General features: G+C 59.5%; 10 protein-coding genes. 5 read left to right on the plus strand and 5 right to left on the minus strand.

The genetic code is table 11. From position 1 onward, the window contains the following. Position 1: 1 nt before the first annotated feature. Positions 2 to 1,507: an AMP-binding protein gene (locus GGQ88_RS17005; RefSeq protein ID WP_343057257.1), complete on the minus strand. Its 1,506-nt coding sequence runs from the start codon at positions 1,505 to 1,507 to the stop codon at positions 2 to 4. A 116-nt stretch (positions 1,508 to 1,623) separates the two neighbouring features. Between GGQ88_RS17005 and GGQ88_RS17010 the strand changes: the two genes are divergently transcribed. Then, positions 1,624 to 2,721, plus strand: coding sequence for a LysR family transcriptional regulator (locus GGQ88_RS17010; RefSeq protein ID WP_183614651.1), 1,098 nt, complete (start codon positions 1,624 to 1,626; stop codon positions 2,719 to 2,721). A 69-nt stretch (positions 2,722 to 2,790) separates the two neighbouring features. Here GGQ88_RS17010 and GGQ88_RS17015 read toward each other — a convergent pair whose 3' ends face one another. Then, entirely contained in the window at positions 2,791 to 5,229 is a 2,439-nt protein-coding gene (locus GGQ88_RS17015) for a TonB-dependent receptor (protein ID WP_183614652.1), read from the minus strand. A 200-nt stretch (positions 5,230 to 5,429) separates the two neighbouring features. On the opposite strand from GGQ88_RS17015, the gene GGQ88_RS17020 reads away from it, so the two are divergent. Continuing rightward, entirely contained in the window at positions 5,430 to 6,275 is an 846-nt protein-coding gene (locus GGQ88_RS17020; RefSeq protein ID WP_343057259.1) for an enoyl-CoA hydratase, read from the plus strand. A gap of 7 nt (positions 6,276 to 6,282) precedes the next feature. Further along, entirely contained in the window at positions 6,283 to 7,140 is an 858-nt protein-coding gene (locus tag GGQ88_RS17025) for an SDR family oxidoreductase (protein WP_183614653.1), read from the plus strand. A 54-nt stretch (positions 7,141 to 7,194) separates the two neighbouring features. Here GGQ88_RS17025 and GGQ88_RS17030 read toward each other — a convergent pair whose 3' ends face one another. The 3 genes from GGQ88_RS17030 to GGQ88_RS17040 all read right to left on the minus strand — a co-directional run bounded on the left by GGQ88_RS17030 (position 7,195) and on the right by GGQ88_RS17040 (position 10,417). Continuing rightward, positions 7,195 to 8,415: an acyl-CoA dehydrogenase family protein gene (locus GGQ88_RS17030; RefSeq protein WP_183614654.1), complete on the minus strand. Its 1,221-nt coding sequence runs from the start codon at positions 8,413 to 8,415 to the stop codon at positions 7,195 to 7,197. A 26-nt stretch (positions 8,416 to 8,441) separates the two neighbouring features. Continuing rightward, positions 8,442 to 9,488, minus strand: a complete 1,047-nt coding sequence (locus GGQ88_RS17035; RefSeq protein ID WP_246386208.1) for a phosphotransferase family protein — start codon at positions 9,486 to 9,488, stop codon at positions 8,442 to 8,444. Between the two features lie 119 nt (positions 9,489 to 9,607). Then, a complete protein-coding gene (locus GGQ88_RS17040; RefSeq protein ID WP_183614656.1) occupies positions 9,608 to 10,417 on the minus strand; it encodes a tyrosine-protein phosphatase in 810 nt (269 codons plus the stop codon). A 225-nt stretch (positions 10,418 to 10,642) separates the two neighbouring features. Between GGQ88_RS17040 and GGQ88_RS17045 the strand changes: the two genes are divergently transcribed. Beyond that, positions 10,643 to 12,049 (plus strand): phosphotransferase family protein, encoded by a 1,407-nt coding sequence (locus GGQ88_RS17045; RefSeq protein ID WP_183614657.1) that lies wholly within the window; start codon positions 10,643 to 10,645, stop codon positions 12,047 to 12,049. Further along, positions 12,042 to 13,055, plus strand: coding sequence for a DUF7064 domain-containing protein (locus GGQ88_RS17050; protein ID WP_183614658.1), 1,014 nt, complete (start codon positions 12,042 to 12,044; stop codon positions 13,053 to 13,055). The genes GGQ88_RS17045 and GGQ88_RS17050 overlap by 8 nt, the downstream gene beginning before the upstream one ends. Positions 13,056 to 13,066: the final 11 nt, after the last annotated feature.

Below are 13,066 nucleotides of genomic sequence, written 5' to 3' on the forward strand. Positions count from 1 at the left end.
ATCAGGCACCTTCCTGCGGCTCGGCGAGGCAATCCACATAGGCGGTTCGCAAGAGGTTCTTCTGCACCTTGCCCATCGCGTTGCGCGGGAGTTCATCGACGAAAATGATGCGCTTGGGGCATTTGAAGCGCGCAAGCCGTTCGCGCAAATGCGCCAGAACCTCGGCTTCATCGCCACGTCCAATCGCCAGCGCGACGACCGCCTCTCCGAAATCCGGATGAGGCACACCGATAACGGCACTTTCCTCAATTCCTTCCATCGCGTCGAGCGCAAGCTCGACCTCCTTGGGATAGACATTGTATCCGCCCGAAATGATGAGGTCCTTGGCGCGGCCCGAGATACGCAAGCATCCATCTGCGTCGAGTTCGCCCACATCGCCGGTGACGAAGAAGCCATCGGCGGTCATGTCCTCGGCGGTCTTGTCGGGCTTGCGCCAATAGCCGGAAAACACGCTGGGACCACGAATCTGGATCGGGCCGGCATCGCCCTCAGCGCAGTCAACGCGGATCTCGGTCCCTGCAACTGCATAGCCCACTGTGCCGGCGAGGCGTTCGCCCGTCAGCGGGTTGGAGGCAATGACCATGGATTCGGACATGCCGTACCGTTCAAGTATGCGCTTGCCGGTGCGTTCCTCGAAAGTCTCGAATGTGGCGTCGAGCAGTGGCGCGGAACCCGAAATGAAGACGCGCACATTCATCGCTGCGGACCGCGTGAAACGTGGTTCGGCAAGGAGCCGCGTGTAAAACGTCGGCACGCCCATCATCACCGTCGCGCGGCCAAGCTGCCCCAGCACCGCATCGACGTCGAACTTCGCCAGCCACAGCATCGCACTTCCGGTCAACAGCGCACAATGGGTCGCGATCAGCAGGCCATGCGCGTGAAACACAGGCAAGGCATGAAGCAAAACGTCGTCCGGCGTGAAGGCCCACGCATCGATCAGGCCCAGCGCGTTGGTGGCGAGCGCGCCATGGCTCAACATCGCGCCCTTGGGTTGCCCGGTGGTGCCCGAGGTATAAATCAGCACCGCGATATCTTGGGCTTCGCGTGCAACCGATTGTCCGAGCGGTCGCTGCTTGCTTGCCTCTGCAAGCAGCGCTTCGGGTTGATCGACGAACAGGGCCGGTTCCGCATCTGCGCGAAAATAGTCCATCTCGGCAGAGGTATACGCACTGTTGAGCGGAACGAACACACCACCTGCTTTCAACGTCGCCAGGTACAGCATGAGATATGCAGCGCTTTTCGGTGCCTGCGCCATCACGCGATCGCCCGGTGTGACGCCGCGCCCGACCAGCAAAGATGCCAGCCTTCCGACATCGTCGGCCAACTTCGCGTACGAAATGACTGCCCCGTCCTCAAGGATCAGACAGGCTGCTGCGCCATTAGCCGCAAAGCGGCTGGCAAACAGATCATACAGGTTGCCGGATGGGGCGGCCGCGCCGCTGCTTCCCACATCCGCCGATCGCGCAGCGGCTTGGGAAAGCGCAGAGTCCGCGGAACCGGAATCCACAGAGATATCGCCAGCCAAAATCTTCCTCCTCCACTGCCCGGGCTAAACACCCTCCCGTGGCGTTGGCACTGACGCCGAACTGCCCACGGAAAAGGTCGTTTTGTCAGGTGCGGCTCTTGCGCCATGCAGTGTTGCATGATGCACAAATCGCAACACACCGAATTCCCGTAGCAACACGCCCAACGTCGCTGGTGCCGAGTTTTCTATGGTCTCGAGAAGGCATAGGCAATCGCAACCTTGTCAACGACCGTTGCGAAAACGTAGACGCTCATGTGGCTTGGTTATTTCTCATTGGAAGGACTGCAATGCCAGACAGGCTACCCTCGTTCCGTGGCATCGAGGCGTTTCTGGCAGCAGCCGAAGCGCTAAACCTCAGGCTTGTCGCGACAAATCTCAACATCAGCGTATCAGCCGTCAGTCGGCGCATCATGGCGCTCGAGGAAGAGGTCGGCGCGCAACTGTTTGTCCGTGGTTCGCGCAAGCTTGCTCTTACCCCGGCCGGGGCTCGCTACAGGGATCATCTTCTGCCCAGTATGGAGATCGTCCGGCAAGCTACCAAAGCGATAGCCATGGACAACGACGAGCTGAAGATCCTCAGCCTGCCGTCGTTTCTTGCAAGCTGGCTTTCACCTCGGCTCGCCGGCTTCACCAGTCAGTTTCCGGACGTGACGCTGGAGTTCTCGACGCTGCGGAAGCGCCGAGTGGGCCATCCCGACATAGTCATCGAGCCGCGCTTCGTCGATGATGACAGTGCCGAGATCGAAAAGCTGTTTTCGTGGATCAGTACGCCGGTTTGCACTGAATCCGTTGTGCATCAGCTGGCGCTCGTTGCACCGGAAGATCTGCTGCGGGCCCGGTTGATAGACCTTAGCGCACCGATTTCGAGCTGGGACATTTGGTTTGCGAAAGCCGGCCTGTCCGACAAGACAGGCGTCACATGGCTTCGCTTCGATTCGTTCATGCTGATGATGGCGGCAGTCCGACACGGACAGGGCGTGGGCACCGCGTCGCTGTACCAGCAAGTCGGGGACAGCGACCTTGTTGCGCCATTCGAGATCGCCTCGCGACCGCCCGGCGGGATCTACATCCAGAAACCGCAGGGTTATGAGCGCAGGATCGTCCGCTTTTTCCGTCAGTGGCTGATGGAAGAAGTCGCCCGCTGCCGACTGGCCATCCCGGCATGGGCCAAGACGACAAGCGGGGTTGAGTACTGAACAGCGCGTGCACACCTGATCGTAAAGGCATTCTGCCCGGTGAACTTTCGCTCACCGGGCAGTCCACCATCAGAACTTTGCCCGGATTTCCGCGCCGTACATTCTGGGACGGCCGACGTTTGCCGAGTTCGAGCCCAGCGACCCGCCTTGTGCAAGACCGCCCACATAGTACTTTTCGTTGAAGGCGTTGCGGATCCAGAAGCCGAGGCCAAAACCTTCCCCGAGCAGACCGTCGATATCGAGACGGAAGTTGGCGATCGTGTAGCCGGGCAGCTTCGTGTGCGGCGTCAACGAAAGCGCCGTGTTCGAGAAGTAGAAGTTCGACTGGCTGTATACGTCGCCGCGAAGCTTTACGTCTGCTGTCTCGGTGATCGGCACGGTGACCGTCGCATAGGCCGATCCCGACCAGCGCGGCACGTCGGCCACAGGCCCAAACAGCGTGGGAACGCCAAACGGACGTGCCACGTTCTTGGTGAACTCGGCATCGGTATGCGCGCCGTTAACACCGAGTTCGAGCCAGTCAGCCAGCTTGACGCCAATGTCCGCTTCCAGTCCCTTGATGCGTGCCTCGGGGACGTTCACCGTAACCGCAATCGAGCCAAGCGCCGGGTTGACCGGGTTTGCCGGGAAAAGCGCGCGCTGCACGTTCTTGACGCGCATCGTATAGGCCGAAAGGTAAACATGGCTGCGCAAGCCGCCCAGCATACCGCTGTATTTCACACCTGCTTCGAAATCCTGCGCAACTTCCGGCAGGAACTTGTCGGTGTTGGTCAGCGTGGCGCTCAGTGCTGGCGGAGCAACGCCGTTGATGCCACCTGCGCGCCAGCTCTCGCGCGCAACCACATAAAGCATGACATCGCTATTAGCCTGATATTCCAGACCAACGTTCCAGCTTGCCCGATCGAATTTGGCGTCCGGAGTGGTCAGACCAAAGTAAGTGCCGCCACGCTCATGATTCAGTGAGATTTTCTCCCAGGCATAGCGCCCGCCAAAGCTGAACTTCAACCCATCGAGCAGGCCGAACTTTCCAAGGTCCACCGTCGCATGGGCAAAAGCTGCGTATGTCCGGTCAACCGTAGTGAAATGCGATGTCGTGGACGCTGGAGGGATGACCGGCGAGAGAGAGAAATAGCTCTGCGGAAAGATCGTACGGTTACGGATTTCCTGGAAATAGCCGCCCAGAATGTAGTCCAGACCATCGTCGAATGCCGTTCCCTGAAGCTGCAATTCGTCCGAGACGGAAGAGTTCGACACTTCGTTGCCAAAATTGCGCAAAGCACCGCCGGCTGGGCGATTGATGTCGAAGTTGGAGATCAGCAGATACGGCGTACCCGACTGGCCGGTTGAATCGATGGCACGGGCTGACGAATAGCCGAAGATGTTTTTCACCTTGAGCGTGTCGGAAACATCGACCGTAGTGGTATTGGTCACAGCCCAGTCCTCGCCACGGTGGAACGAGGGCATGGCGTCATTTACCTGCCAGAAACCAAGCTGGTTGTTCTGGCGAGCGAGCACGCCTTGGATGCCGGCGGGATCGTAGCCGGGGTTTGCCGCCAGGACGGCTGCCCATGCTCCCGGGAAGCCGATGTTCGCGTCAAGCTGGGGACCGAACAGGAAATGGGCGTTGCACACGAGGGGGGAGCCGTCCGGCCCCTTGGTTCCACAGGTGTTGAACGAGAACAGGCGCGTGCCCGAGTTGTTGCCACGCGTCGCCTCGTACTGCACCATCAGCGTGTTCTCGATGGTCTCCGAAGGGCGCAGCAGAAGCGTGCCGCGCAGGGCCGTGCTGTCGACCTTGCCCAGTTCGCGGTTGTTATTGTCGTTGAAGACGGGGCCGCGATAGACGTTCTCGATGTAGCCGTCGCGACGCGCGATTTTGAACGCGGCGCGGAAGAGAACCTTGTCCTCGATCCAGGGAATGTTGAACGCGCCTTCGGCATTGATGGCATTGTAATTGCCATAGCCGAGCCGCAGATTGCCCGAATGGTCGTTGGTCGGCTTGGCCGTCATCGAGAGGACCGCTCCGCCCGTCGCATTGCGACCGAACAGGGTGCCTTGCGGGCCCTTCACCACTTGGATCGACTGAAGATCGAAGAAAGATGCTACACCGCCTGCCACGAATGGAACTTCGTTGACGTAGGGGACAACGGCAGTCGACGAACCCGAGAAGGCATCGACTGTCTGGCCGCGAATGGAATAGTTCAGCTGGTTATTGGACTGGGTTTCACGCACGATCAGTCCGGGAACAGCAGCCTGAAGATCCGACTGCGTCGCAATCGAACGCTCTGCAATCGCATCGGCGCCGAGTGCTGCCACCGTGGTTGGCACGCGCGCAATGTCTTCGGCGCGGCGCCGTGCCGTCACCACAATGTCACCACTCACAGGCGCGTCGTCAACGCCTTCGGCGCCTGCCTGTGCGGCGGCTTGCGCCAGACCACTTGTCGAAAAAATCGACGCCGACACAGCTACTGCGGCGCACGTCGCCAGAAGTCGAGAAACTCTTATCATTGCCACCTCCCAAGAAATTTGCAGGAGGGTTTCCACGTTTCCGGGTCCCTCACTTCGCCCCCGGTCCTTACTCCATGTCTTTCGACGAGTACTGCAGCGCTCGTTGTCTGCAGATGCAGTTTGCGAGACTGTTCCAAACTCGTGGAAAAGTGTGCTTTCTATGTCGCGTATGAGTAGGTGCGGGTTGAGAGGAAGCAGAAGTGGCAGCAGACGAACACGTATCGTACGAGATGGCTGCGCCACGCGTTGCCCGGATCATCCTCAACCGTCCGGAACGGCGCAATGCGCAGAACACGCGGATGCTCTACCAGCTCAATGCCGCGTTCGACCGCGCAGCGCAGGACAACAACGTCCACGTCATCATCCTCGCTGCCAACGGGCCCCACTTCTCCTCGGGCCATGACCTGGACGAAATCGGTGCAGGAACGGCACACGACAACATTCAGGCTGAACAGACGGTCGGCACATGGTGCGGTTTTGGCTGCGCCGGGGCCGAGGCGCAGATGGCCTATGAAAAGGAAGCCTACCTTGGCCTGTCGGAACGCTGGCGCAATCTGCCCAAACCGACGATCGCGCAAGTGCACGGCAAGGTCATAACCGGCGGGCTCATGCTGGTCTGGCCCTGCGACATCATCATCGCATCGACCGACGCGACCTTTCAGGACACTGCTGTAGATCTGGGAGTCAGCGGCGTCGAATTCTTCAATCACCCATACGAACTGGGCGTGCGCAAGGCGAAAGAATTCCTGTTCCGGTCTAACGTGCTGACTGCCAGGGACGCGCACGCAGCAGGCATGGTAAACCACGTCGTCGAACGCGACGAGCTTGAGGCATTCACGCTGACCATCGCGATGGAAATCGCCCGCAAACCTCTGTTCGCGCTCAAGCTTGCCAAGGAAGCCGTCAACGCCGCGCAGGATGCAGCCGGGCGCGGCACGGTCATGCAATCGGCCTTCGGCCATCATCAACTGACCCATGCGCACAATATGCTGGTGCACGGGATGCTGATGGACCCAACGAATCTTACGGGCAAAAACGCGAAGTGAGGGAACTATGACCGACGACAATCCACGATCGCCGTTTCGTTGTCCCGTCGCGCTGGTGACAGGAGCCGCAGGCGGCATGGGGCTGGCCTGCGCGCGCCGACTTGCCAATACGCATGCGTTGATCCTCACCGACGTAAACGACACGCGGTTGGCCGCTATCTGCGATACGCTGCGCGACGAGGACAATGCGGAAATTGTCGCTGCAATCTGTGGCGACATCGCCAACGACGGAACGATTCGCGAGATCGCCACAGCCTTCGCTGCGTCCAACGGTGGCTGCAAGATACTGGTGCATACAGCAGGACTTTCGCCGGCGCTTGCAGACTGGGGGCCAATCCTCCGGACCAATATCGTTGGCACTGCCAAGCTTCTCGACGCGGTGGAACCGCTGCTGACGGAGGGTTTTGTCGGTGTTCTGCTGTCTTCTACCGCGCGGTGCTTCGTTCCGCAGGTTGATGGCATGCTTTCCGCAGTGCTTGCTCAACCGCTGGCGCATGACCTGCTGGAACGGCTCGCTCCGCTGCTGGGCAACGACCTCGAGACTCGCACTGCCAATGCCTATGCCTATTCAAAGGCCTGGGTCTGTCAGACTGTTCAGCAACGCGCGACCCGCTGGGCTGAGCATGGTGCCCGGATCGCCAGCCTTTCTCCGGGGTTCATACGCACCGGTATGACCAGAAAGGAAGTTGTCGAACGCCCTGAGATGCAAAAGCTGCTTGCTTCGACACCGATGGGGCGGTGGGGCACAGTGAGTGACATCGCCAACGCCGTCGAGTTCATCGTGTCGGACAAGGCGTCGTACATCACCGGGACCGACATCGTGATCGACGGCGGCCTGTCGGCCCGGATTCTGACGCAAGGCTGATTCCGGCCGTCGCCCCTACCGATCAGTACGGAGCGACGGCTGGTTCACGGTCACTCAGTTCGAGTATTTTTTCGTTTCAAGGCGCGCGATCGTGCGTGCGTGAACCTCGTCGGGACCATCGGCGATCCGCAATGCCCGCACGCGTGCGAACAGCGCGGCCGTGCCTGCGTCACTGTCGAGCCCGGCAGCGCCAAATGCCTGGATCGCATTGTCGATAATGCCCAGCGCCGTGCGCGGCGCCATGACCTTGATCATCGAAATTTCGAGCCTGGCCACCTTGTTGCCGACCTTGTCCATCATGTCCGCCGCCTTGAGCGTCAACAGGCGCGAGGTTTCAATGTCGATGCGCGCATCGGCGATCCGCTGTTCCCACACCGAATGATCGATGATCCGCTTGCCGAAAGTGCTGCGGCTGATCAGGCGCCGGACCATTTTTTCCAGCGCGACTTCCGCCATGCCGATGATCCGCATGCAGTGATGGATCCGGCCCGGTCCAAGTCGGCCCTGCGAGATTTCGAAGCCGCGGCCTTCGCCAAGGATCATGTTTGACGCCGGCACGCGCACATTGTCGAACGTCACGTCGCAATGGCCATGCGGCGCATCGTCATAGCCAAAGTTGGTCATGTTGCGGCCGATATTCACGCCCGGAGTATCGATAGGTACGATGATCTGCGAGGCCTGCTGGTGGCGAGGTGCGTCGGGGTTGCTGCGGCCCATCACGATCATGAACTTGCACCGCGGATCGAGCACGCCCGAAATCCACCACTTGCGCCCGTTGATCACATATTCATCGCCGTCGCGCGTGATGCTGGTCTGCATGTTGGTGGCATCGGAAGAAGCCACGTCCGGCTCCGTCATCGCATAGGCAGAGCGGATCTCACCTGCCATCAGCGGGCGCAACCAGCGCTCTTTCTGCTCATGCGAGCCGTAAAGGTGCAGCAGATCCATGTTGCCGGTGTCAGGTGCGCTGCAGTTGAATACTTCCGACGCCCAGGTGATGCGGCCCATCAGTTCAGCCAGCGGCGCATATTCGAGGTTCGTAAGCCCCGCCCCGCGAAGATCGCCTTCATCATGATCGGACGGGCACATGAACAGATTCCACAGACCTTCAGCCTTTGCCTTGGCTTTCAGTTCCTGCAGCACTTCGGGTTGCTGCCAACGGTTCTGGTTCAGCTCTGCATAGTAGGTCGGCACTGCAGGGTAGACATGTTCGTCCATGAAGCGGCGGACGCGGTCCAGCCATTCCGACTGGCGGGGAGAGAAATCGAAGTCCAAGGGTCATGCCTCCTGATAGGTTGAGATCAACCGCGCGCGATGATGGCTCGAGCCTCGTCAAGCAGTGCAATGGCCGAGCGGTGCAGCCGCTCGCCGGTCGCCACATCTGCCAGTCCTGCCTGGGAGCGGGCGTGCGTGCCTTCGAGAATAAGGCCAAGCTTGTAGCAGGCGAGCACTTCGAACCACGGCAGGTGACGCATATCGCGCCCTGAGCCTTTGGCGTAGCGGGCAATCAATTCTGCGCGAGTGGCAAAGCCGTCAATTGGTTCAACCCGCATCGTCTGCGGCTTGACCTCACCGCCAACGGGCCAGCTCACGAGCAGTCTACCAAGATCGACAAGAGGATCGCCCAAAGTTGCCATTTCCCAGTCAACGATTGCGTTGAGCGCGCCATCTTCAGCAAAAATGCAATTACCGATGTGATAGTCTCCGTGGATGATGCCCGGCTGCATATCCGGCGGCAGATTATCGGTCAGCCATTGGCCCACTGCGCCGACGTCGCCCAAAGCCTGCGGACCGCTCCATCCTTCGAAGCGTGCGTAGCTTTCAAGCTCGGATGCCCAGCGAATGACCTGGCGTTCAAGAAAGCCCTCGAGTTTGCCGAAGTCAGCAAGCCCGCTCGCAATTGGGTCGACGTTGGCCAGCGCCACCAGCCCATCGACCATATCCAAACCCATACGGTGACGCACATCGGGCGAAGCAGCTGCAACAGTGCCCATTGCCACGGTCGGGTTAAAGCCGTCGATGGCTTCCATCACATAGAACACGCCGCCGATTACGTTCTGATCGAGGCAAGCGCCCACAACCGCTGGATGCGGCACAGCGCTACCTGCCAAAGCGCGCAGCAGTCGGATCTCGCGCTCCAGCAATTTGTTGCTGTTGGGGCGCGGCTTGGCAGGCGGATGGCGCAACACATAGTCGCGGCCATTGTTGCTGAAGCGCAGCACGATGTTCTGAGTTCCCCCAGCCAGTTGCTGAAGTGAATTCAGGCCTGAACCCTGCAAGATGCCATTATCGACAAGCCAGCGCTCAATACCGGCAAGATTGATTGAAAGCTCAGTTTGTGCAGCCAAGAAACCCATCCTCCAGATTGGTTTTGCCACTTATCCTAACCGTGTTAGCGCGACCACCTGCGCTGGCGGTTGAGGCAAAAGCATGGCGAACAGCAGACAAGTTCGGCGCTCAGAGCCGCTCAGACAGGTTCGAGCATTTGCTCCCGCAACTTGGCGATTTGCGCAGGCCCCATTCCGAGTTCGGCTTCCATATAGCGCGAAACCGAACCCCACTGGTTCACAATTCCGGCGATTGCGATCTCGATCAAGGGGTTGCCCTCCGCATCAACTAGCCTTTTGGGTTGGAATATGGACGGACCGTGGCGCGCGATGAGAGTGCTGTAATATGCCGCCAGCACATTGCTATCCGCCAGCTCAGTCAACTTTGTCCGATCAAGTTCATTTTCCGGTACGCGCAGGTCAGTGGAAAGCAGATAGTCGGCGTGGATAATTGCGCGATCCACGCCCAGCACGCCAAGCAAGAGACCGATGGCTAGGCCGGTCCGGTCCTGCCCCGCCGTGCAGTGGATGACCGCAGGCGCGTCGCCATCCCGCAATGCTTCAAAGAAGCCACGGAAGGATGGTGCAAGGATGTGTGCAAATTGGACATAGAGGTCGCTTTCGATAGCGCCGATTCCAGCCGCTTTCTGAGCCTTGCGTCGTTCAAAAAGCATGGCACCGTCATAGACCTTGCCCACCTGTCGAGGCTGCGTTGGCGCCCTCCAGGGCGTTGGCGCCACCTCCCGCTCTGCATCCGATCGTAAGTCACATAAAACCGCGATCTGCTGTCTTTCCACCCATTCCCAGTCAAATGCCGTCAGACCCCACAATGAGCCCGAACGGTACACTCGTCCCCATTTGATCTTCATTCCGTCAGCTGCGGGATAGCCACCTATGTCTCGAAAGTTTGAACTTCCCGCCAAGCGGATGTGGCGCCGTTCCAGATCCATTGATTCTACTCCTTGCGGGCCAATACAGCGTGAGCGGCATACCTTGATGGAAGGCGATCCGCGTCTCGGGCAAGCGCTGCAACACTGACAGTCAGGTTCTATTGCAGCACAGGTTTCATTCGCGACGTCACACCACTTGCCGTGACATCGAGCCTTTCGCATGGTGACCCTACAGCGTCAGCTTCAGGCCAATCAGCGGCGAACACCATTTAGAGAGCAGGCGAAATGGACGAGATCAGCCGCAAAGTGCTGGGCACGATACACCAAATGCTGCAACGCTTGACCAGTTCGGAAAACCTGACGCCTGAGCAGTTGACTGAAGTTTTCATGGCGGCCACTGCGCTTGGCTATCAGATGGCCCGCATGGACTACCCGGCTGAAGCTCTGGCGCAAAGCCAGAGCGCCGAGGTTGCTTTGGCGGGATCAGCAGTGTCGGGCCGCCCCCGCCTCGCATCGCCAGATTGGACGTCATTGCCGGGCGCGGCGCTTTGCGCTGCTATCGAGGCAGGCCAGATAGGTGACGATCCGAAAACGCTGCGCCACATTCGTGACCTTCTGGTTGCGTATCATCTTCCTATGGATCCGATGATCAATGTTGGGACGAGAGCAACTTACGACGGCGGACGCGGCGATGGGCACGGAGAGGGCGAAAAAGCATTAGTGGGCGAACTGGAACCCATTAAGCTGGAGGCGTGGCTGCGCGCCCACTGCCACATTTCCCCAGATGGAAACGTGGCAAGCCTCAAGCGATTGATGGGCGGCTATTCCAAAGCCACGTACATTGCCAACATTACCGACGGCACGACCAATAACGCCGTTGTAATCCGCAAAGACAGCCCCGGACTGCCGACCGGATCGAGTGTCGCGGCAGAGTTTCCGATTCTTGAGGCGATGGCGGATATAGGAATACCTGCACCGAAGCCTCTTTGGATCGAACCCGATGCAACGCTGTTTAATGGTGCCTTCATGGGGGTCAGCCTGTTAAGCGGCATACCGGCCAACCGGATCGTTCCCACCGAACGCGGCGCACAGCGCCGTTGGGCGCAAAGTACGGCGGAGCTTCTTGCACGTCTGCATACACTTACGGCCCAGCCTGAAGTTGATATCCGGGATTCGCTGGCTATCGAGATTGATGGGTTAGAGGCCCGCATGCTTGAACGTGAGCGCTCCCCTCACCCTGGTTTGCTGTTGGGCATTCGCTGGCTTCGTGGCAATTTTGACCGGCTAGATGGGCGCCCAGCCTGCCGCATCCACGGCGATTTCGGCTTCCACAACATGCTCATGGAGGACGACCACATCAACGCATTGCTTGACTGGGAGTTCAGTCGGATCGGCGATCCGGTCGAAGATCTTGCAAGCATCAAGCCATTCATGGACCAGATCGAAAGCTGGGATGCTTTTAACCATACATATCAGGCTAATGGCGGCTTCGCCATGGACAGGCGGGCAGAGGACTACTTCGCGGTCTGGCAGGAAACGCGCAACATGGTCGCCTGCATAGGTTCTCTAAATTCGTTGCTGCTCCCAGGTATGATGGAAATGCCCCTGGCGGTAGCAGGTACGATTTACATCCCCAAATACGAGATCGCCATCTTTGACGCGATCGCCAGGGCGGAGAACCGGAATGGCTGAGGCTATCGAATGGACCAAGAGCGCTGTCGGCTTTGGCACGCCGGGGCCGAACGACGATTTCTATCACGGTCGCACCCTGCCCGAAAAGCACCACGAGATGACCGAGACCTGGTACTGGGGCTTCAACGAGCCGGTCTCCGGCATGCATGGCTTCATTCACATCTGGACCCATCCCAATCTCGAACTGTGCACGGCAGGCCTGTTCGTCCACATGGGCAGCAAGCGTGACCAGCTGGCCTGCGAGCTCTTCGATTTCCGCAATTTCACGCCCGACACGATCTTCGACGATAACGGCAACATCACGCTGGCCAATGGCCTGACAGTCGAGTTCGAAAAGCCGATGGAGCGGATGCGCATCCGCTACGCCAACCCCGATCGCGCCTTCTCGCTCGACATGGTGCAGGAAGCGGTCCAGCCGGCAATCATGCGTTCGAACAATGCCCATTTCGAACAGACCATGCGCTCGGTCGGCAAGGTCGTGTTCGAAGGATGCGACTATGCGTTCGACAATCTGACCATACGCGACCGCAGCTGGGGCGAAAGGCGGCCCGAAGGGGGTCACAAGATGCCGCCCTATACCTGGATGAACGGTGCGTTCTCGAAAGACTTTTCGTTCTGCATCTCGGGACTCGACGACCCGGCCCGCAACCCTGATTGGGCGGGCCTCTACGATATCGCACCTGACAAGATCATGAGCGATGCCTGGGTCTATGATCATGGCGAACAGTTGCGCCTGTCGCGCTACTCCAAGATTACCGAGCGCGCACCCGAATGCGGCCTGCGGCCCGTTCGGCACGTGATAGACTGCACGCTCGAAAACGGGCGTGAACTGCAGTTCACGGGCGAAGTCGTCGGCAGCGTGCCCTGGCATTGCTGGCAAAACGCACTGTGCCACACCGGCCTTACACTCTGGACCTGCACGCAGACCGGCGAGACATGCTGGGGCGAGACGCAGGAAGTCCAGTGGAACGATTATGCCTATCGCATGAGCCGCCCGGTCGGCTGAATTTCAACGCA

Origin of the sequence: Novosphingobium hassiacum, assembly GCF_014196055.1 — a bacterium.
Lineage (GTDB): Bacteria > Pseudomonadota > Alphaproteobacteria > Sphingomonadales > Sphingomonadaceae > Novosphingobium > Novosphingobium hassiacum.

Excerpts from the sequence above, each read along its gene's own strand:
- GGQ88_RS17045 (WP_183614657.1), top strand. The coding sequence starts at position 10,643 with ATGGACGAGATCAGCCGCAAAGTGCTGGGCACGATACACCAAATGCTG.
- GGQ88_RS17040 (WP_183614656.1), bottom strand. The coding sequence starts at position 10,417 with ATGGATCTGGAACGGCGCCACATCCGCTTGGCGGGAAGTTCAAACTTT.
- GGQ88_RS17050 (WP_183614658.1), top strand. The coding sequence starts at position 12,042 with ATGGCTGAGGCTATCGAATGGACCAAGAGCGCTGTCGGCTTTGGCACG.
- GGQ88_RS17025 (WP_183614653.1), top strand. The coding sequence starts at position 6,283 with ATGACCGACGACAATCCACGATCGCCGTTTCGTTGTCCCGTCGCGCTG.
- GGQ88_RS17015 (WP_183614652.1), bottom strand. The coding sequence starts at position 5,229 with ATGATAAGAGTTTCTCGACTTCTGGCGACGTGCGCCGCAGTAGCTGTG.